Origin of the sequence: Aestuariibaculum sp. M13 (assembly GCF_024723255.1) — a bacterium.
GTDB lineage: Bacteria > Bacteroidota > Bacteroidia > Flavobacteriales > Flavobacteriaceae > Aestuariibaculum > Aestuariibaculum lutulentum.
On sequence record NZ_JANIAC010000001.1, the window covers coordinates 955,995 to 978,813 of the forward strand.

15 protein-coding genes and 1 tRNA gene are annotated in these 22,819 nt (G+C 36.1%); 7 read left to right on the forward strand and 9 right to left on the reverse strand.

From position 1 onward, the window contains the following. Positions 1-3: 3 nt before the first annotated feature. Complete coding sequence (locus NO995_RS04005) at positions 4-3,081, reverse strand: TonB-dependent receptor (protein ID WP_258226376.1); 3,078 nt, start codon at positions 3,079-3,081, stop codon at positions 4-6. Between the two features lie 464 nt (positions 3,082-3,545). Between NO995_RS04005 and NO995_RS04010 the strand changes: the two genes are divergently transcribed. Continuing rightward, complete coding sequence (locus tag NO995_RS04010; RefSeq protein WP_258226377.1) at positions 3,546-4,586, forward strand: LacI family DNA-binding transcriptional regulator; 1,041 nt, start codon at positions 3,546-3,548, stop codon at positions 4,584-4,586. 55 nt (positions 4,587-4,641) lie between these two features. Here the strand turns inward: NO995_RS04010 and ilvA are convergent, their stop codons facing one another. The 5 genes from ilvA to ilvD are packed head-to-tail and all read right to left on the reverse strand — an operon-like array spanning position 4,642 to position 11,460. Beyond that, the gene (gene ilvA, locus NO995_RS04015) at positions 4,642-5,907 is read right to left on the reverse strand and encodes a threonine ammonia-lyase IlvA (RefSeq protein WP_258226378.1); all 1,266 of its coding nucleotides are present in this window, start codon (positions 5,905-5,907) and stop codon (positions 4,642-4,644) included. A 41-nt stretch (positions 5,908-5,948) separates the two neighbouring features. Then, positions 5,949-7,424, reverse strand: a complete 1,476-nt coding sequence (gene ilvC / locus NO995_RS04020) for a ketol-acid reductoisomerase (protein ID WP_258226379.1) — start codon at positions 7,422-7,424, stop codon at positions 5,949-5,951. Between the two features lie 9 nt (positions 7,425-7,433). Further along, positions 7,434-7,973 (reverse strand): acetolactate synthase small subunit, encoded by a 540-nt coding sequence (gene ilvN / locus NO995_RS04025; RefSeq protein WP_240573670.1) that lies wholly within the window; start codon positions 7,971-7,973, stop codon positions 7,434-7,436. Positions 7,974-7,986: 13 nt separating this feature from the next. Further along, on the reverse strand, positions 7,987-9,720 hold the full coding sequence (gene ilvB / locus NO995_RS04030; protein WP_240573671.1) for a biosynthetic-type acetolactate synthase large subunit: 1,734 nt from the start codon (positions 9,718-9,720) through the stop codon (positions 7,987-7,989). A 54-nt stretch (positions 9,721-9,774) separates the two neighbouring features. After that, positions 9,775-11,460, reverse strand: a complete 1,686-nt coding sequence (ilvD, locus tag NO995_RS04035; protein ID WP_258226380.1) for a dihydroxy-acid dehydratase — start codon at positions 11,458-11,460, stop codon at positions 9,775-9,777. Between the two features lie 636 nt (positions 11,461-12,096). Here ilvD and metK point away from each other — a divergent pair. Together metK and NO995_RS04045 are read left to right on the forward strand one after the other, a co-directional pair. Continuing rightward, on the forward strand, positions 12,097-13,350 hold the full coding sequence (gene metK, locus NO995_RS04040) for a methionine adenosyltransferase (RefSeq protein WP_258226381.1): 1,254 nt from the start codon (positions 12,097-12,099) through the stop codon (positions 13,348-13,350). A gap of 76 nt (positions 13,351-13,426) precedes the next feature. Next, positions 13,427-14,794 (forward strand): S9 family peptidase, encoded by a 1,368-nt coding sequence (locus NO995_RS04045; protein WP_258226382.1) that lies wholly within the window; start codon positions 13,427-13,429, stop codon positions 14,792-14,794. Positions 14,795-14,846: 52 nt separating this feature from the next. Here the strand turns inward: NO995_RS04045 and NO995_RS04050 are convergent. After that, positions 14,847-14,928 (reverse strand) — tRNA-Tyr (locus NO995_RS04050). A 145-nt stretch (positions 14,929-15,073) separates the two neighbouring features. Then, on the reverse strand, positions 15,074-15,901 hold the full coding sequence (locus NO995_RS04055; RefSeq protein WP_258226383.1) for a GLPGLI family protein: 828 nt from the start codon (positions 15,899-15,901) through the stop codon (positions 15,074-15,076). Positions 15,902-16,131: 230 nt separating this feature from the next. On the opposite strand from NO995_RS04055, the gene NO995_RS04060 reads away from it, so the two are divergent. From NO995_RS04060 to NO995_RS04075, 4 genes are all read left to right on the forward strand, one after another. Then, the gene (locus NO995_RS04060; RefSeq protein WP_258226384.1) at positions 16,132-16,920 is read left to right on the forward strand and encodes a hypothetical protein; all 789 of its coding nucleotides are present in this window, start codon (positions 16,132-16,134) and stop codon (positions 16,918-16,920) included. Positions 16,921-16,924: 4 nt separating this feature from the next. Continuing rightward, a complete protein-coding gene (locus NO995_RS04065) occupies positions 16,925-17,539 on the forward strand; it encodes a deoxynucleoside kinase (RefSeq protein WP_240573677.1) in 615 nt (204 codons plus the stop codon). 32 nt (positions 17,540-17,571) lie between these two features. Then, the gene (locus NO995_RS04070; protein ID WP_258226385.1) at positions 17,572-18,426 is read left to right on the forward strand and encodes a phosphatase PAP2 family protein; all 855 of its coding nucleotides are present in this window, start codon (positions 17,572-17,574) and stop codon (positions 18,424-18,426) included. A 155-nt stretch (positions 18,427-18,581) separates the two neighbouring features. Then, positions 18,582-21,110, forward strand: a complete 2,529-nt coding sequence (locus NO995_RS04075) for a S9 family peptidase (RefSeq protein ID WP_258226386.1) — start codon at positions 18,582-18,584, stop codon at positions 21,108-21,110. A 74-nt stretch (positions 21,111-21,184) separates the two neighbouring features. On the opposite strand, the gene NO995_RS04080 is transcribed toward NO995_RS04075, so the two are convergent. Further along, a complete protein-coding gene (locus NO995_RS04080; RefSeq protein WP_258226387.1) occupies positions 21,185-22,792 on the reverse strand; it encodes a UxaA family hydrolase in 1,608 nt (535 codons plus the stop codon). Positions 22,793-22,819 lie beyond the last annotated feature (27 nt).

The window sequence follows — 22,819 nt, forward strand, 5'->3', positions numbered from 1 at the left end:
TTTTTATAGTTGTAAACTAATTCCTAATTGATACGTTATAGAACTTGGACGACCAGTTCCTAAACCTGCCGACGCCCATTCTGGGTCCCAACCATCGTAATCGGTAAATACAAACGGATTCAAAATATTAGCATAAACTCTACATTTCTTAATTTTTAATTTATCGATGGTTTTACGGTTTAAAGTATAACCAAGAGCTATATTTTTAATTTTCACAAACGAGGCATCTCTATAGAATGCAAAATTAGTTCCCCAATACGCACCTTCTCCTCTTGGTCTTGGGTTTGTATTAGAATATTGTACTGGTAATCCAGCCCCATTTTCAGGAACATAATAACTATCAAAAGCAATTTTTTGACGCCCTCTATCTGAAGTATCAGCGAAATTATCATGGAAGCTACTTAATGCTAAAACACCTTGACTTGTAATTGCCGAAATTGACAAATCAAAATTACCCACTCTTAAATTCGAAGTAAAGCCTCCAGACCAATCAGGTTGATTTGTTCCTAAAATAACACGATCACCATCAGCAGTAATTTTACCGTCACCATTTATATCTTTTGGTCTGGCTTGTCCTTCTTTCATATTATATGACGCTGCCTCGTCGGCTTCATCTGCTTGCCATACACCATCAAACACATAATTGTAATGTGGATTTAATGGTTGACCAATAAAAAACCCGTTTCCTATATCGTCAACTTCACTTTGATTGTAAACAGATTCTAATGCATTTTTATTTTTTGTAAAGGTGAAACTTGTTTCCCATGACACTTTCTCTGTACTTATATTTCTGGTTGTTAAACTAACCTCAATCCCTTTATTGCTAATAGATCCAACATTGGCTTTTGTTGTTCCTGCACCAGATTCTATTGGTAAAACCTGATCTGCTATTAAGTCTTCAGATAATCTGTCATAAATATCTAATGTTCCAATTATTCTGCTATTTAAAAACCCAAAATCAATACCAAAATTCAATTCTCTGGTTTTTTCCCAACCTAAATTTTTATTAGCTAATTGATTTGAAATAAACCCATTTGCTGGCACCCCATTATAATCGTAATAAGTTTGTGTTGGAATACCATTCAGAGAAGAATAAGCGCCTACGTTATCATTTCCTGTGTATCCCAAACTGATTCTAGCCTTTAAATTAGAGACAAAACTACTTTGGTTTAAAAATGACTCTTCCGACAATTTCCAGGCCAATGCCACCGACGGGAAAGAGTTCCATTTATTACCTTCTGCCAGAACCGATGAACCATCCCATCTGTTGGAAACCGTTAATAAATACTTATCCATTAATGAATAATTTAAACGAACGGCATAAGAACTTAAAGTATTTTTAACAAAGTTGGATCGCGCATTAAAGGTTGATTGCGAACCTGAACCTATGTTATACCAATCTGTTTCAAATGGCTGTTCAAATGATGATAAAAATGACGTTTCTGTTCGGTTGGAATACAAACTTTGTAACCCTAAAAAGTTAAAGACATGAACATCATTTAGTGTATAATTAATATTAAACTGGTTATCCCATGTATAATTAAAGTTTTGGTAGTTATTAATTTCAGAAGAAGGTAAACCTCCTCTACTATTTCCAACATTCGATTCTCCTCCGTAAGCCTCTCCAGTTCTGTAATTTGCCATACCTGCAGAATATGCTGTTTTAAAAGACAACCACTCCAGTGGTCGGTATTCTAAGAAAATATTACCAATAGTTTTCCATCGTCTTACCTCTTGTGAAGAATTTGCAATTTCCACTAAAGGGTTTATGGTACTTGTTTTATTAAAGGCCCAGGAACCATCGGGATAAGTTAATTTACCTGGTTGAAAAAACAACTCTCCAACTAATTGATTTCCATCCTGATCTATTGCCCATGGAGATGTTAATGGATTTAACCTCAAGGCTTCCTGCATAGCTCTATCACTACCTAGCTGATCTATTTGATGAGATATTGTTATATTTACCCCTGTTGAAAATTTATCATTAATCCTATGATTTACAGCTCCTTTAAAAGTATACTTATCAATTGATTCCTTTTCTAAAAGTCCTTCATCATTTTGCATACCTAAACCCAAATTATAAGCTAATCCATTGTCGGCACGACCAGCTATTGACACATAATTATTTTGGATTACACCGTCTTTAATTACAGCATCTCCCCAATCAAATTGATAACCTGCATTTGCTCTTTTAATTAATTCTGGACTTGCATTTCCTGCCAGTGCTAAATTGTTCTCTGGTGTATCTCCTAACGGATTCGATTGATTCAAATAAGCCACTTGATGATAAGCCCACCATTCTTCGCCACTCATAAAATCAGGCATTCTGGCGGCTTGGACAATTCCATACGAACTTTCTACATTCACAGTTACTCCTGGTTTTGCTGATGAGCCTCCCTTGGTCGTTACAATAATAACCCCACTAGCCCCTCGAGATCCGTAAATAGCAGCAGATGAAGCATCCTTAAGTACATCTATTCTTTCAATATCCTGCGGATTTAAAAAATCTATACCTCCTGTCGGAATCCCATCAACTATATAAAGTGGTTCCGTAGAATTAAAAGAATTTGTTCCTCTAATATTTACACTAAAACCATCTCCTAAACGTCCAGTATTATTTGATATGGTTACACCTGGCAAGTTTCCTTGTATGGCTTCGACGGGATTATTAACATTTCTTTCGGTTATTTGCTCTGTAGCTATACTTGTTACCGACCCCGTTAAATCAGATTTCTTAACAGATCCATAACCTACAACTACCACCTCGTCTAATTGACCAGCTTCCTCAATCATAACAATGGACATAACTTTCTTACCATTAAGGGTTATTTCCTGTTTTTTGTAGCCCAAATAACTAAAAATAAGTGTTGCTGTAGGATTCGAATTTAAAGTGAAATTTCCATCAAAATCTGTTGCTGTTCCTGTTGAAGTTCCTTTAACAATTACAGAAACCCCTGGTAACGGAATACCCGACTCATCCGAAACATTTCCACTTATTTGATCTTGTTGTGCATAAATAGGTAGATAAAATAATATTCCTAGTAAAAAGGAATAATACCTCATACTTTTTCTTGAATTCATATGTGTTTGTTTAGTTTAGTTGTTGTTTGCTTCAAAGCGAAGCATAAATAATTAGTTTGGTTTTGAAGATTGTTTAATCCATAGGCTTATATCTATTTAGTTATTAGTTAGTTTATTAATTAAAATCTGGTTAGGATTTATACATATTTCGACAACTTCATCTTACAATTTCCATGTCCAAAATTTTTTTTCAAAAAAATCGCATCAAATCTGCAATCGATTACACAAAAATAAAAAAATATTTATATATTGCAACATATTCTTAAAAAAGCATTGTTTTAAATAACATCTAACTAAATATCAATAAAAATTATTGCAACATTGATAATTTTCGATTTAAATATGAATAGTACATAACTGTTACAACCAAAAGCACATACTTGTACTTCTGCCAGTCAAAATCAACATAACCACCACAAACACTATTATTTAGTGTACTTTTACCAACTCAACCAAATAAGTGCATGAAGAAAAAGACCACCATTTACGATATAGCAAAAAGGCTTAACATAACTGCCGCTACAGTATCGAGAGCTTTAAATGGGAATTCTAAAATAAGCGAAGCAACTCGCAAATTAGTAAGAGAAACAGCAAAAGAAATGAACTACGAGCAAAACAAACTTGCTCAGGCCCTAAAAAGCGGAAAAAGTTATAATGTTGGAGTTATTGTGCCTCGTATAGATAGCAACTTTTTTGCATCAGTCATCAGGGGAATTGAAGAAGAACTTTACCCGCAAGGCTATCATGTTATCATTTGTCAAACACATGATCAAAAGGATTTAGAAACAGAAAACATCAATTCTCTACTAAATGCTCAGGTTGATGGTATCTTGATGTCTATTTCTAATGCACAAAATGGAAATGATGATAGTTTTAATGCCCTTATCAAAAAAAATGTACCCCTTATATTTTTCGATAGAAAAAAAGATATTAAAGGTATCAGTTCGGTGACAATAGACGATTTTAAAGGAGCCTATGATGCAACTAAACATTTAATCGATCAAGGCTATAAACGAATAGCACATTTGTCTAACGACCGATCAATTTTAATTTTTAAAAATCGTTATTTAGGGTACAAACAAGCTATTTTAGATAGTGGACTTGACTTTGATGAGAGTTTAGTTATAGAAACTCACAGTAAGGTACTGGAAGGCAGAAAAACGATGAAGAAATTATTGGAAATAAAACAGAGGCCGGATGCAGTGTTCTCTTCAAGTGACTTTACAGCATTAGGTGCTATCCAGGAAATTAAGGAACATGGCTTAAGAATTCCGGAAGATATTAGTGTTGTTGGTTTCAGTAATGAGCCGTTTACCCGATTTATGGAACTCTCTATTACATCAGTAGATCAGTCTCCAATAGAAATGGGGCGTCTTACTGCTCAGGTATTTTTAGAAGAAGTTAATAATGATAAACGTATAAAGTCTGAAAAACAAGTGGTACTAACACCGGAACTTATCGTTAGAAAATCATCACTTAAAACTCAGATACCAGACAAAGCTTAATTATCTAAAATCCTTATAAACCATAAAAAAAGCCACACTTAAAGTGTGGCTTTTTTTACACTAGAAACTGAAATAAATCAGGTTTATTATTTAAATAATCTCCAAAGAAATTACGTTGTTTCATTTTGGTAATTAAAGGTTCCAAATCGTCGGATGATTTTAATTGAATACCTACCACAGCAAAACCATTTTCCCGATTAGTTTTCTTGGCATACTGAAAAAAGGTAATATCGTCGCTAGGTCCTAAAATATCAACCACAAATTCTCGTAAAGCTCCTGCACGTTGCGGGAATTTCACAATAAAATAATGCTTTAAGTTAGCATATAATAATGCACGTTCCTTAATTTCGGCGGTTCGGGTAATATCGTTATTACTACCACTAACCACACAAACCACATTCTTCCCTTTAATTTCATCTGCGTAAAAATCTAATGCCGAAATACTCAAGGCTCCTGCAGGTTCAACTACAATAGCATCTTTATTATAAAGTTCTAAAATAGTTTCACAGACTTTACCTTCGGGTACCGTAATCACATCATGTAAATTAGCTTTACAGATTTCAAAAGTTAAATCCCCCACACGCTTTACTGCAGCGCCATCAATAAACTTTTCTATCTCGTCCAATTCGGTATTAACCCCATTCTCAATTGAAACTTTCATCGAAGGTGCACCTTCCGGCTCAACTCCTATAATTTTAGTATCTGGAGACAAAGTCTTAAAAACCGTTGATAACCCAGAAGCCAGTCCGCCACCGCCAATGGCAATAAAAACATAATCAATAGACTCGGTTGCTTGCTCTAAAATTTCAAGACCAATGGTGGCCTGACCTTCAATTACTTTCTCATCATTAAAAGGATGTATAAATGTCTTTTTCTGCTCCACACACTCTTTCATGGCAGCATTATTCGCATCATCAAATGTATCACCAATCAGTTTGATTTCAATATAATCTTCACCAAACATTTTTACCTGCTCTACCTTTTGGTTTGGTGTTGGTGCAGGCATATAAATACTCCCCTTAATTTTTAATAATTTACAAGATAATGCCACACCCTGCGCATGATTTCCAGCACTGGCACAAACCACTCCATTCGCCGACTCTTCCTTGGTTAGCGAACTTATTTTGTTATAAGCTCCACGAATTTTATATGAGCGCACCTGTTGTAAATCTTCTCGTTTTAAAAAGATGTTAGCATCAAATTGTTTAGAATACCTTAAGCTAGGGCCTAAAGGCGTAACTGCCGATACTTTTTTAATGGTATCGGCAGCTACTTTAACTTTATCTATGCTAGGAAAATATGTCGTTTTCCCTTTTTCCATAAATGCTTTTTTTTAGATTTCCACCTTCGTGGAAACACATATTAAACGATTGGCTTCATAGCCGTCATAGATGCTCTTAAGAACGCTCCAACCTTTTCAACAGGATGATTTCTTAACGCTTTATTAACTGCTATTAACTTCGCATTATCAACACCTTTACCGTTATCTTTAGCATACGCTTTACCAATAACATCGGTATCGATTTTTGTCATAAAATCTGCTAATAATGGTTTACAAGCATGGTCGAATAAGTAACAACCGTACTCAGCAGTATCAGAGATTACAGAGTTCATTTCATATAATTTACGTCTTGCAATCGTGTTAGCAATAAGTGGTGTTTCGTGTAACGACTCGTAGTAAGCAGAAGCATCGATGATACCTGAATCGGTCATTGCTTCGAAAGCTAATTCTACACCTGCTCTTACCATAGCCACCATTAACACACCGTTATCGTAAAACTCTTGCTCAGAAATTTCAACATCACCAGCAGGTGTTTTTTCAAATGCTGTTTCGGCTGTAGCTGCTCTCCAAGTTAATAAGTCTTTATCACCATTTGCCCAATCAGCCATCATACCTGCAGAGAAACGACCTTCCATAATGTCATCCATATGTTTTTGGAATAACGGACGCATAATGTCTTTTAGTTCTTCTGAAAGTTCAAATGCTTTAATTTTAGCAGGATTTGAAAGTCTGTCCATCATGTTAGTGATACCACCATACTTAAGACCTTCGGTAATGGTTTCCCATCCGTACTGGATTAATTTTGAAGCGTAACCAGCATCGATTCCCTTTTCAATCATTTTATCGAAACAAAGAATAGATCCTGTTTGTAACAAGCCACATAAAATGGTTTGCTCACCCATTAAATCTGATTTTACCTCAGCTACAAATGATGATTCTAATACACCTGCTCTATCTCCTCCAGTTGCTGCTGCATAAGCTTTAGCTTGTGCCCATCCTTTTCCTTCCGGATCGTTTTCAGGGTGAACGGCGATTAATGTTGGTACACCGAAACCTCTTTTATACTCTTCGCGAACCTCAGAACCAGGACACTTAGGAGCCACCATGATTACAGTTAAATCTTCACGAATTTGAGTTCCTTCTTCAACAATGTTGAATCCGTGAGAATATGATAATGTTGCTCCTTTTTTCATTAAAGGCATTACCGCATTTACAACACTGGTATGTTGCTTATCTGGAGTTAAGTTTAATACTAAATCTGCTGTTGGAATTAACTCTTCGTATGTTCCTACATTAAATCCGTTATCTGTTGCATTTACAAACGATTTGCGTTTTTCAGCAATCGCCTCAGCACGTAAAGCATAAGAAATATCTAATCCTGAATCTCTCATGTTTAACCCTTGGTTAAGTCCTTGCGCACCACATCCTACGATAACAATTTTTTTGCCTTTTAATGCATTTACACCATCTTCAAATTCTGAAGAGTCCATAAATCTACACTTCGATAATTGGTCTAATTTATCTCTTAACGAAAGTGTGTTAAAATAATTTCCCATTTTTAATTTCTAGTTATTATGATTATTGAATGCCATAAGCATATCGGTTACTCTCATTTCGTCTTTTGTTACTGCAATACGTCCGGCGCGCACAAACTGCATGATACCGAATACATTTAAATCTCTCCTCAAAGACTCTATTTCATGTCTTCTTCCAGATTTCTCTAAAACAAAAAACTCTCGGTTTACGGTAACAATTCTTGAATTGCTATCCTTAATAATGTTTTGAATTTGCGGCTCTTCGAATAATAAAGCCGACTTGATTTTAAACATACAAGACTCCGTATAAATCGTTTGTTCATCGGTATGATAATACGCACGAATCACCTCTACTTGTTTTTCAAACTGCTTAACTATTTTAGCGGCCTGAGCTTCTGTAATATTGACAACAATAACAAATCGGAACACATCATCTATTTCAGATTGTGATGTTGTTAAACTTTCAATATTTATATGTCTACGCTGAAAAATTGCCGAAACACGGTTTAGTAAACCAATGTTATTTTCGGTGTAAAGCGAGATTGTAAATGTTTTTATTTCTTCGTTCATTTTTTCTGATTATTTAGCTTAAACGCACATCTGAAACCGAAGCTCCTGTTGGCACCATAGGGAATACATTATCCTCTTTTTCTACACACACTTCAAGGAAATAAGCGTCTTTTGAAGCAATCATTTCTTTAACAGCATCTGCCAGTTCCTCTCTCTTCTTCACACGTTTTGCATCAATGTGATAGCCTTTTGCAATCGTTACAAAATCAGGATTAGTCATTTCGGTAGACGCATAACGCTTATCGAAGAATAACTGTTGCCACTGACGCACCATTCCAAGGAATTCATTGTTTAGTACCACAATCTTAACAGGTACTTTAGTCTGGAAAATAGTTCCTAACTCCTGAATATTCATTTGGAAACCACCGTCACCAATTATCGCAACCACTTCGCGGTCTGGCGCCGCCATCTTCGCTCCAATAGCTGCTGGTAACGCAAACCCCATAGTTCCTAAACCACCCGAAGTAATATTACTTTTTGAAACTTTAAAATCGGCGTAACGGCAAGCAATCATCTGGTGCTGACCAACATCGGAAACTACCGCTGCATTACCTTTAGTTTCTTCATTAATTTGTCTTAACACCTCGCCCATCGTTAAACCTTCCTTAACCGGATGTAGATCACCTTTTATAACTTTTTCGAACTCTATAGCATATAAATCTTTGAATTCTTGTAACCAGGCATCATGAGATTTTGCCTCTAAAAGCGGTAATAACTGCGCTAAACTATCTTTAGAATCGCCTATTACAGCAACATCGGTTTTTACGTTTTTATCAACCTCTGCCGGGTCAATATCAAAGTGAATGATTTTTGCCTGCTTTGCGTAAGAATCTAATTTTCCAGTAACACGATCATCAAATCGCATCCCTATAGCAATTAACACATCACACTCGTTAGTTAATTTATTTGGCGCATAATTTCCGTGCATTCCCACCATTCCAATATTTAATGGATGAGAGGTTGGAATTGCCGAAGCCCCTAAAATGGTCCAGGCTGCAGGAATACCAGCCTTTTCAATAACCGCTTTTAGTTCTTCTTCTGCTTTACCTAAAATAACGCCTTGTCCCCAAACAATCATAGGTTTTTTAGCTGCGTTAATTAAATCGGCTGCAGCCTGAACATCGGCAGGATTGGTTTTAGGCACTGGAATATAACTACGCACACCTTTACATGGCGTGTATTCAAAATCTAATTCACCCACTTGCGCATCTTTAGTAATATCGACAAGCACAGGTCCTGGACGACCACTTTTAGCTATATAAAATGCTTTAGCTAAAGCCTTAGGAATATCGGCAGCTTTAGTTACCTGACAATTCCATTTAGTCACCGGTGTAGAAATACCAACAATATCGGTTTCCTGAAACGCATCACTTCCTAACAGATGAGAAAACACCTGGCCAGTAATACAAACTATTGGTGTAGAATCGATTTGTGCATCAGCAATACCCGTAATTAAATTGGTTGCTCCCGGCCCTGATGTTGCCATCGCGACCCCGACTTTACCAGAAATACGAGCATAACCTTGAGCTGCGTGAGCCGCTCCTTGTTCGTGCCTTGTTAAGACGTGATGAATCTGGTCTTGGAACTTGAACAATTCATCGTAAACAGGCATAATGGCTCCTCCCGGATATCCGTAAAGGATATCTACACCTTCTGCAATTAAGCTTCGTACCACAGCTTCGCTTCCTGAAATACGCATTGTTTTACTTGCCACTTCTTGTGTTTTGTTTTCAGTTTGTGTATTCATAATTCACAATTTATATATGTGAGATTTCCGCTTTCGCGGAAACGAAATTTCTAATTAAAATGCGTCAGTTACACAGCCTTTTGAAGCTGAAGCCACCGATTTCGCATATTTATATAATATTCCTTTTTTGTGTTTTAATTCCGGAGCAACCCAAGCCGCTTTACGCTTAGCCAGTTCTTCTTCAGAAATTAATACATTAATAGAATTATCTTCCGCACTAATTCTGATGCGATCTCCGGTTTCAACCAAACCAATAGCTCCACCGGTTTGCGCTTCAGGAGTAATGTGTCCAACCACAAAGCCGTGTGTACCACCAGAGAAACGCCCATCGGTAATCAAAGCCACCGATTTTCCTAAACCAGCACCCATAATTAAAGAGGTTGGTTTTAACATTTCCGGCATACCAGGTCCACCTTTAGGACCTACATAACGAATAACAACTACATCGCCTTTTGCTACTTCTCCGTTAGAAATTCCTGTATTCGCTGCCTGCTCACCATCGTAAACCACCGCTTTACCTTCAAATACCAATCCTTCTTTTCCTGAGATTTTAGCAACAGCACCTTCTTCAGCTAAGTTTCCGTAAAGGATTTGTAAATTTCCTGAAGATTTTAAGGCTTTATCTGTTGGGTAAATAACATCTTGCTCATCATCAAACTGAAGCGGCTCAACATCTTTTAAGTTTTCAGCTAACGTTTTACCGGTAACGGTCATACAATCGCCATGTAAATAGCCGTTATCCAATAAATACTTCATAACAGCTGGTGTACCTCCAATACCGTGAACATCTTCCATTAAGTATTTACCACTCGGTTTTAAGTCGGCTATTAAAGGAGTTCTATCACTAACACGTTGAAAATCCTCTAAAGTAAATTCTATATCTGCAGCATGAGCAATTGCCAAGAAGTGTAATACCGCATTGGTAGAACCACCAAGGGCATTTACAATAGCGATAGCATTTTCAATAGATTTTTTAGAAATGATATCTAGAGGTTTTAAATCTAATTCCAATAGATTTTTAATAGCGATTGCTGTTCTTTCGCTTTCCGATAATTTATTCGGATTTTCGGCCGGAATAGATGAGTTATACGGTAAAGCAAACCCCATACATTCAATAGCCGAAGCCATCGTATTTGCAGTATACATACCTCCGCAAGCTCCTGCTCCAGGAATAGCACTTTTTATAATTTCTCGGTATTCTTCCTCATCAATCTCTCCTGCTACTTTTTGCCCTAAAGCTTCAAATGCCGAAACAATATTTAATTTTCTTCCCTTATAGTTTCCTGATGCTATAGTACCTCCGTACATCATGATTGACGGACGGTTTAAACGTAACATAGCAATTACAGCTCCCGGCATATTTTTATCACACCCTACCACAGAAATAAGTGCATCGTAACTTTGAGCATTCATAACCGTTTCAATAGAATCTGCTATGATATCACGAGAAGCCAAAGAATAATTCATTCCGGAGGTTCCCATAGAAATACCATCACTTACACCAATAGTATTAAACCCTAAACCGACTAATCCCGCAATATTACACTCAACCTTAACCTCATCTTTAAGGCTGTTTAAGTGCATATTACAAGGGTTACCATCGTAACCTGTACTAGCAATACCCACCTGAGCTTTTTTCATATCCTCATCGGTTAACCCAACCGCATATAGCATAGCCTGTGATGCTGGCTGAGATTCATCTTGCGTAAGTCGTTTACTGTGTTTATTAAGTTCTTTCATTTTTATTAAAGATATTCTACAATCTATCCTTTATTTTATTTAATACTTTATCTTTTTAAGATTTACTTTATAAATAGTCTAACTTTTCGAATTGAAGTTCGAAATTAAACCTTTAGGTTTTTTAATTCTTATTTCCTTTAATTTTCAAGGTTAAATCCATTACCCTAAAAAACTATTCAAACATCTGATTATCAATAATTTAATTAGATATTTTTATGATGTCCAAAAATTAAAATAATTACATAAAAAAAGCCTCCCAAATTGGAAGGCTTAATATTTTCTTATACAAAAGTTTTAACAATAGCCTCCCAGTCCCTGTGAAATAATCACAATAACAATAATAGAAATGCTAATTAAAATCTGGTTTCTCATAATTCTTGAACAACAAATATTTAAAATATTTATTTAAACTCCAATTAAATCCTTAAAAAAATCAAAACTAATTCTCTATTCCTTATTATTTTTTTACTTTTGCCCTCGAAAAATAACAGAGGAAAGATTTGACTGATTGCAACCTCTTTGTATAACCTTATTTTTTTAAACAATTAAAAATGAGATTAATGCAAGCAAAAATGCTAAAGGCAGTGTAAACTTCCTTCGACGTTATCCGTCAAATCTTAGTATAAAAATAGTTTTATGGCATATTTATTTACTTCGGAAAGTGTTTCTGAAGGCCACCCAGATAAGGTTGCTGACCAAATTAGCGACGCTTTAATTGACAATTTTTTAGCTTTTGATAAAGAGTCGAAAGTAGCATGTGAAACGCTTGTAACTACAGGTCAGGTTGTTCTTGCCGGTGAGGTTAAGTCACACACCTATCTTGACGTTCAAAAAATTGCAAGAGATACAATTAACAAAATTGGATACACCAAAGGCGAATATATGTTCGACGGAAACTCTTGTGGTGTATTTTCTGCAATTCATGAACAGTCTGACGATATTAATCGTGGTGTAGACAGAGCTTCAAAAGAAGACCAAGGTGCAGGAGACCAGGGAATGATGTTTGGTTACGCAACAAACGAAACCGAAAACTTCATGCCTTTGGCTCTAGATTTATCACACTTACTTTTAACTGAATTAGCAGCTCTAAGACGTGAAAACAAAGACATTACTTATTTAAGACCAGATTCTAAAAGCCAGGTAACGATTGAATATAGCGATGATAATGTTCCACTACGCATCGATGCGATTGTAATCTCAACGCAACACGACGATTTCGCTGATGACGATACCATGTTAGCTAAAATTAGAAAAGACATTGTAGAGATTTTAATTCCTCGTGTTATCGCTAAATTACCAGAGCAAATTCAGGCATTATTTAACGATGATATCAAATATCACATTAACCCGACTGGAAAATTCGTAATTGGTGGACCACACGGTGACACAGGACTTACAGGTCGTAAAATTATTGTAGATACTTATGGAGGAAAAGGTGCACACGGTGGTGGTGCTTTCTCTGGAAAAGACCCAAGTAAAGTAGACCGTAGTGCTGCTTACGCGACGCGCCATATTGCTAAAAACTTAGTTGCTGCTGGTGTAGCCGACGAAGTTTTAGTACAGGTAAGTTATGCGATTGGTGTAGTTGAACCAATGGGTATTTTTATTAATACGTATGGAACTTGTCCGTTTAACATGACCGATGGTGAAATCGCTGAAAAAGTTTCTGAAATATTCGACATGCGACCATTTGCTATCGAAGAGCGTTTAAAACTAAGAAACCCTATTTATAGTGAAACTGCGGCTTACGGACACATGGGACGCACTAATGAAATCGTAACAAAAACCTTCACCCAACCTACAGGTGAAAGTGTTACTTTAGATGTGGAATTATTCACATGGGAAAAATTAGACTATGTAGATCAAGTGAAAGCAGCTTTCAACTTATAATCTGCAATTCCTTATAAAAATTAAAAAACTCCGTAACTTTAAACTTACGGAGTTTTTTATTCCTATACATTTCATCATGCTACACAAATTAACCCTTCTACTTATTTTAGCAATCACCTTAAACTCATGCACCACAAAAAAAACATGGTTGAGTAATACTGCACAAAGTAAGATTACCTATAAAACACATGAATCTAAAACTCCTGTTCAAGATGTTAATGGAAACTATCTAACCATTGTTTACCTTGAAAATTTAGGATTTAAAAAGCTTGGCGGTTACACAAATTCTGAAAACGTAAAATGGCTGCTAAACCAAGGATATCGCGTTATTGAATTAAACTACAAGAACAATCCAAACGCTATTGCCTCAAAAATCAACCAAGATATTATTGTTATAAATAACGCTTTAGCGGAAGGTAATTTTTGCGGATTTAGCGATTGCTCAAAAATTCAATCATATATATTATTTGAAGGCTACCGAATAAAACGAAATATACCTTATTTTAAAGATGACCCAACGGTTTATAACCGACCTGACCAATACACTGAAGGTGATATGCTAAATATGGATATTTTATACCCGGCTAATCCTTCAAAAGAATTGCCGACTATTTTATCCTTTTCGTATAGTAACAGCTATGCTACGTTCGACAAAGAGAAAAACACTTTAACCGACGACCATAAAAACCTGAGAACCTTTTTACCGTATACATTTTCCGGTTTTAACGATTCATTTCTACAAGGCGCCCCTGCTCATGGTTTGGCATGGGCTATTGCCGATCACCCAAAATACTGTTCATGGGGAAGCGGCAAACCCAAAGATGGACCAAACGACACCTACAAATCGTATGAGACGAACCCGGATACGGCACAAAAAGTTAAATCGGCTATTCGTACATTAAGAAGTATGACTAATGATTTAGGTCTTTCAGGAGATATTGGTATTTACGGCTTCTCACGAGGTTCTACCGCAGGTTCCATGGCTATTGGTGATAAATCGGTTCCCTTGTTTGAAAATGCTGGTTTTAATATTGGTGTTTCAGACGATGTACAAGTCGCTGCACTTGGACCAGGCGTATTCGACTATACTCAAATATACAACACGCTTGATGATGGCGATGGCAATTTAGAACTTCGCTGTCCGTGGGCCTGGGGTGCTTTAGAAGACAATTATGATTTATGGAAAACTATGGGTTCGGAATATCTTGTTGAAACTTCAGAAACAGCTCCAGTTTTATTCTTCTATAATACTACTGATGATGCTTACTACCAAGACCAAATATTACACTTAAAAAACAAACTTGACAAACTCAATGTACCTAACCAAACTCTTGTAGATTACGGCACAGGTCATGCCGTTCCTCAAACAGAAAAAGATTTAGATACTCTGTATACATTCTTCAAAAAGTATTTAAATCCTCCGACTGTAGAGCTTAAAAATTAAATGAAAGTATTTGAAATAAAAAAGCCTGCTTGATGCAGGCTTTTCAGTTTTGTGGGAAGAGCAGGATTCGAACCTGCGAAGACTTAGTCAGCAGATTTACAGTCTGCCCTCGTTGGCCGCTTGAGTATCTTCCCAAAACCGGGTGCAAATATATCATAGATTATTAAACTACACAACATAAAAATGCTCGTTTTTTTGAAAAAATATTCAAAACCATAATTAACAAGCTTTTACAAATAACTTTTTTTCAAAAAAAATCTATAATCTATCGTTTTCAGATTAAAATCTGCGGTCTCCGGCACGCTCACTAAACTGAGAACGCATTTCTTCCATTTTCTTTTTTACCAAATCATCGTAATCTGCTCTACTAATCTCCTTTCCTTTTGAAGGTGCTTCAATCGCAACTTTTTCAGCTGGATTCATCACAATTTTTGAACAGTATAACGTGGTTCTATCTACAGTAACCTCTAAAATTAATCCCGGAAGTCCCCAATAATCTCCAGGTCCCTGATTAATTGGAATTTGTAATGTATACCACGCTTCAACCTCTACCTCCTTGGTTGGAGCTGGTTCTTCCATTTGACCATCGGCATTTGGGCGTCTTCTAAAATTTCCAGGCCCTACGTTAGGAACCGTTCTTTTAGCTGTTGCTTTTAAACACATATATTCGCCAATCTTTTTGGACTCGTTGGTCATCTTCCAATCTAAATTTGGCAATTCATCTTTTATTAAAAACTGCTTACCAAAAAACTCCTGATCTTGTATTAACTGCTTTGCCTTTATATTTTTATACTGAGGACCATTAGAAAAGCTATTCATCATACCTCTCCATCTACCGCCGCCGCCACCTGAATTCTCAGTTTCTTCTACTTTATAAAAAGATTCAATTTGATTAAACGTTAAGGTATAGGTTTTATCTAGCATTTCTTTCATACGCTCTACCATACGCTTTTGGCGCTCCGGATCCATATCTCCACCACCAAAACCTTGTGTATCGACATTGGTATTAGACTGATAGTAGGCAATACCTTGAAAATCTTTTTGAGCAAAGCCCATTATCGAGACAAACAAAGCCGATGCTAAAACTAATTCTTTAATGTATTTCATTTTCATACGTTGATTTTTGTTTTAAAAAGTTAACAATACTCTTTCAGAAAAGTTGATTTCATTGTAGTTAGATATCAAAAATATGATTAAGTTTAATTGCTATATGTTAAAATATAAATAAAACAAGAAATTGCCTTTTTAATATATGTTTAAAAGACAAGGATATAAAGACATCAAAAACTGTTTTATTAGTAAAAACATTAAGGCTTTTTTGTATTTTTGATTTCTACATGAAACATTTAATATATCTAATTACTTTTTTATCAATCTCGGTACATTCTCAGGAATTTATTGAGACCTCGTTTATTAAAGATACCAAACTGGAAGCTGATAGGTTTGTAAGCGTTTCAAGCTTCGAAGCAACGTTTTATATTTTCGACAATGTTTTATTTAAAAAAGAGAAAAACTCTAAAGGCATTGATATTGGATATAATAACTTTCAATTAGGAGACATTACTTCTGTAAACACCTTCAATCCGTTAAAGATTAATTTGTTTTATAAAGATTTCAACACGGTTGTTATTTTAGATAATCGCATGGCCGAAATCACAAAAATAGATTTCAACGCCTTAGAAGAACAAAAATATGTAACGCACGTTTCAACAGGGTACGATAATACCATTTGGGTATTTAATGAAAACAACCAGCAACTCGAACTTTACGACTACAAAACGAAAACTACTCGTGCAAAATCAATGCCTATTCAAAATAATGTTCTGGATATTAAAAGTAATTACAATACCTGTTGGGTACTTACTGAAAAGTACTTGTACATCTACAATTACTTTGGGAGTCTGATTAAAAAAATAAAAAATAAAGGCTTTACAGCATTCGAGCAGAGTAACGAAAATATTATCCTGAAAAAGGAGAATACACTATTCTTTTTAAAAAATGAATCTGATAAAATTATCCCTATAAAATTACCAAATTTATTGATAGATGCGTTTTTTGTAACCAAGGAAACCTTGTATATTTACGACAATGAAACCCTACATGAATACCAAATAAAAACCATCTAACACTATGCATATTGCTATTGCCGGAAATATTGGCGCAGGAAAAACCACTCTAACAAAACTACTTGCAAAACATTATCACTGGGAAGCGCAGCTCGAAGATGTTGTCGATAATCCGTATTTAGATGATTTTTATAACCAGATGGAACGTTGGAGTTTCAACCTTCAGGTATACTTTTTAAATAGCCGTTTTCGCCAGATTTTACAAATTCGCGAAAGCGGAAAAGATATCATTCAGGATCGCACCATTTATGAAGATGCTCATATTTTTGCTCCCAATTTACATGCTATGGGACTTATGACAAATCGCGATTTTGAGAATTACCGTTCCCTTTTTGATTTAATGGAATCCTTAGTACAGGGTCCCGATATCCTAATCTATTTACGAAGCTCTATTCCTAATCTGGTATCTCAAATTCAAAAACGTGGTCGAGAATATGAAAACTCTATAAGTATTGACTACTTAAGCCGACTTAATGAACGTTACGAAGCATGGATTCATGGTTATAATAAAGGGAAGTTACTAATTATTGATGTCGATAAATTAGATTTTGTATCAAATCCTGAAGATTTAGGCTATGTTATTAACACCATCGATGCAGAAATAAACGGCTTATTTTAGTACTTTTGCGGCCTTAATTTTTATCAACGATAATGACGGCGACAAAATATTTAGCACTTACCGTTACACTTATATGCAGTGTATTCATCAGCAACGCTCAAACAGCAACTGACTCCTTATCTACAACTAAGGAAAAAGGTCATATTTGGAGAAATCTTAAATACGATGGAGGGTTTGTACTTAAAAGCGTAGGTAATGGATTTACACAACCTTTACGTTGGCAAAAAAAGGACTTTCTAACTGCAGCTGGAATTGTGGCTGGAACTGGTTTATTATATGCTGCCGATACAGATGCTCACACCTATTTTCTTGAACAAGGAGAAAATGCCCCACAGGTTTTAAAAGAATTTGGCTGGTACTTTGGAAGCCCACAAAACTTCTTTATGATTTCGGCTGGAATTTATGGTTTTGGACTTATAACAGATAACGAAAAGGTTCGTGAAACAGGGGTTTTAATTATAGGTTCGGCAGTCACTTCAGGCATTATTCAAACGCTCTCAAAAAACATAATAGGAAGAGCACGCCCAACCGATGGAGATAGAAATGATTTCGATATGTTTTCTAAAGAAGCTGGATACCACTCGTTCCCTTCTGGTCACACGATTTTATCGGTTTCTATGGCTCACGCGATTGCCAAACAATTTGAAAATATCTGGGTTAAAGCCGGTATTTATGCTGTTGGTTCTATTGCGCCAATTTCAAGATTATGGGCCGGAGCACATTGGTTAAGCGATGTAGGACTGGGTTATGCTATTGCTATTGTAACTGTAGATGGTGTTGATAATTTCATGAAGAAAAAAGGGGCCTACTCCTATGCTCAACCAAATAAAATTAGCTGGCAGTTTAAAGCGGGCTATGGTACTTTAGGTGTCGTTGGTACGTTTTAATTTCATCCTGTTTATTTTTATTGTTTTTTAAATTAATCACATCATTTCAATCAAATTATAACATTTTTATTAAGGTTTTTAACATTTAATTACCATTTATTACTGGTATGAATGTATATTTTCGTGGCTTCATAAAAATTTTTCGATCATAACCCATGAAAAAAATTACCTTATTTTTCTTGTTAGCTTTACTGAATAACATATCCTTTTCACAGGAAAATCAGGAAAACCTGACCCCAACACCCAATTACAGGTTGGCCACAAAGTTTTCACCATACAACATTTCAAAAATGGTGCATTCCACTACTGTTGATCCCCACTGGCTGGAGAGTGGCAACCGTTTTTGGTATCAATACAAAACCACTGAAGGCTCTAACTACTACATTGTAGATGCCGATAAAAGAACCAAAAAGAAACTGTTCGACAATGCAAAAATGGCGAAGTGGTTAACTGAAATCACTAAAGACCCATACGACGCCAAACATCTACCTAGGTTCGATTTCGAATTTGTTGATAACGATACAGCCATACGTTTCAAATTAACGTCAAATGAAGAAGTTGAAGTGGTTGATGAAAAAACAGAAAAAGATACAGATTCAATACAAACCGATTCTACCAAAACTAAAAAGGAGAAAAAGAAAGCTCCTAAAATGGAGAAGAAAAAGTACTTTCTTGAATACAAATTAGGTGCTAATGGGTTAACCATTCTCGAAAACGAAAAAGAGAAAAAAGAGCCTTGGAAAAAATGGGCCAATGTATCTCCTGACAGTACAGTAGTTTTATTCTCTAAGAACCACAACCTGTATTGGATGGATAAAGAAAACTTCCTGAAAATTGTAAAAGACGAAAAAGACACCACCGTTGTTGAAAACCAATGGACAAAAGACGGTGAACGTTATTTTGGGTATGGTGGCAGTGACAAGGAAGAAAGTAACACGACTAAACCTGCCGATACTACAAAACGGGAAGCCATCTACGGTTACTGGTCTCACGACTCTAAAAAATTCGTATTTGCTAAAAGGGATTCTCGTCATATTAAAGATTTATGGGTTATCAACTCGGTTGCAAAAGGGCGTCCTGAACTTGAAACTTATAAGTATCATATGGCTGGTGAGCCGGAGTTTTATAAGACAAGTGTATTAATCTTCGACATGCCTTCTAAAGAAATTAAAACGGTTCAATTAGATAGCACTGTTCAACAGACTATTGCAATCTATGCACATGAATACAAAAAGACCGATAAAAGAGAACACAAACCACGCCTTTTACTTTCTGAAAAAGACAAAATCTATTTCAGTACGGTTAGTCGCGACCGTAAACGATTAGACATTCATGTTGCCGACATCAATACAGGTGAAGTAAAAACCCTAATAGAAGATCACTTCAATACATTTGTAGACAAGAAGAACATTGTTTTGTTAAACAATGAAACCGAAATTCTACACTGGTCTGAACGCGATGGCTGGGGGCATTTCTACTTATATGATGCTAACGGAACATTAAAAAATCAGGTGACTTCAGGTGAATTCCACGTTGATGATTTTAAAGGTATAGACGAAAAAACACGTAGCGTTTATTTCGTAGCTACCGGAGTAAATAAAAATGAAGACCCTTACTACGAGCATTTATACAAAGTAAACTTAAATGGAAGCGGGTTTAAATGTTTAAATGAAGGCGACTTCAATAACAGTATCGATTTATCAGATTCTAATCTTTTCTTTGTTAACAACTTTTCAAGAGTTAACACCGTACCTAAATCGGAACTTCGAAACAGCAACGGATCAGTAATTTTAGAATTAGAAGAAGCCGATTTGTCACAACTTATGGCGGCCGGATATAAATTCCCGGAACCGTTTAAATTAAAAGCTGCCGACGGTATCACCGATTTATACGGAGTCATGTACAAACCTTACGATTTCGATGAAACTAAAAAGTATCCGATTTTAGAATACGTATACCCTGGCCCGCAAACAGAAGCCGTAAATAAATCGTTCTCGGTAAGCATGCACAACACCGACCGTATGGCTCAGGTAGGCTTTATTGTAGTAACTGTTGGTAACCGCGGTGGTCATCCGGCGCGTTCTAAATGGTATCACACTTATGGTTACGGAAACCTTAGAGATTATGGTTTAGAAGACAAAAAATATGTTGCCGAGCAATTAGCCGATAAATACAATTATATAGATATTGATAAAGTTGGAATTTATGGTCACTCGGGTGGCGGATTCATGTCTACCGCAGCCATGTTAGTCTATCCAGATTTCTTTAAAGTCGCTGTATCTTCTGCAGGAAATCATGACAACACCATTTACAACAGTTGGTGGAGTGAAACCCACCATGGAATTAAAGAAGTTATTGGAGCTGAAGACAAAATTTCATTTCAGTATAACATTGATAAAAACCAGTCTTTGGTGAAGAACTTAAAAGGAAAACTAATGCTTGTTACAGGAGACATTGACAACAACGTTCATCCTGCTTCAACCATTCGAGTTGCCGATGCGTTAATTAAAGCAAACAAACGTTTCGACTTTATGGTTATGCCTGGTCAACGCCATGGCTTTGGTCAAATGTATGAGTATTTCTTCTGGCTAAAAGCTGATTATTTCAGCAAATACTTATTGGGTGTTGAAGCCACAAGTACCGATATTACAGAAATGAATATTGACGTGCCGAGAAAATATTAGGATTATTATTATCTCATAAAAAAAGCCACACTTAAAGTGTGGCTTTTTTATAGTTTATAAATTTAAAATATCCATTACAAAGATACTCCTCTTCGCCAAGGAATAAAATCGTTTTGATTTAATAATTTGGCTTTTGTTTGAATTCTTCCACTGGCAACTTCAATAATGAAATCTAACATCTCTTCTGCCATTTCATCAATCGTTTTTTCACCACGAATAACAGCTCCGGTTTCAATATCGATAATATCCGGCATTTTTTCTTTAAGCTCTGTATTAGACGATACTTTAATGATTGGAGCAATTGGGTTACCTGTAGGCGTTCCTAAACCTGTAGTGAATAATACCACATTAGCTCCAGAACCTACAAGACCTGTTGTACTCTCTACATCATTGCCAGGGGTACATAATAAGTTTAATCCTGGTTTAGAAATATATTCTCCGTAATCTAAAACGTCTTTTACTGGAGAGGTTCCTCCTTTTTTAGCTGCTCCAGCCGATTTCATAGCATCTGTAATTAAACCATCTTTAATGTTACCTGGCGACGGATTCATATCGAAACCTGAACCAGCATCAACAACCGATTTCTCGTAAGCTTTCATTAAGTCTAAGAACTTCTCTCCATCGGCATCATCAACACAACGGTTTACTAATTCCTGCTCTACACCACATAGCTCCGGGAATTCAGCTAAAACAGCAGTTCCGTTAAGAGCCACTAATAAATCTGAAACCGCTCCTAAAGTCGGGTTTGCAGAAATACCAGAGAAACCATCAGATCCACCACACTCTAAACCAACTCTTAATTTCGATAACGGTGCTGGTTTACGTTCAATTTTATTAGCCTCTTTAATAGCTTCAAAAGAATCTTTAACTATAGCTGTTAACATCTCATCTACCGTACCCATTTGTTGCTGTTCGTAAATTAAAACAGGTTTGTTTAAATTTGGGTTTATAGCATCTAAAGCAGCCTTAAATACACTAATTTGAAGGTTTTGACATCCTAAACTCAAAACAGTACATCCAGCCACGTTAGGGTTATTAACATAACCTGCTAATAACTTCGCTAAACTCTCAGAATCCTGACGAATTCCACCACAACCACCCGGGTGTGTGATGAATTTTACATCGATATTATCGAAAACATCTGTGCTTTGTTCTGCAACCGCTGTTTGGTCTTCGCCACTCACTAAAGAGCGTAATAACATCTGGTGCGGATTGACCTTTTGCTTTAATAACTCGCGTTCGAAAACGTCTTTTAAGATTTCGATATTACGGTTTTCACAAAATACTAATGGGAAAAACAACCATACATTTTCTGTTCCAACTTGCCCATCTTCGCGGTGATACCCCATAAAGGTTTTATCCTGCCATTTCTCTACGTTAGGAGCTGTCCACTGAACAGTTTCTGTTCTTCCTGATACTTTCTCGCTTTGGTGTTTTACGTTTTCAGTGGTTAATACATCACCTTTTTCAATAACACCATTCGCCGAACCTACTAATACGCTATACATGATGATGCGGTCTCCCGGCTCAAAACGTTGTAAAGCAATTTTGTGCTTCGATTTTGTATCTGAAAGTACTTTTATATCTTCTCCTTCAAAAGAAACAACGTCTCCAGCCTTTAAATCCACCAATGCTACCGCAACATTATCGGGCGCATTTACTTTTATGATTTTCTTTTGCATTTTAAAAAATGTATTTCGTTAACCTTT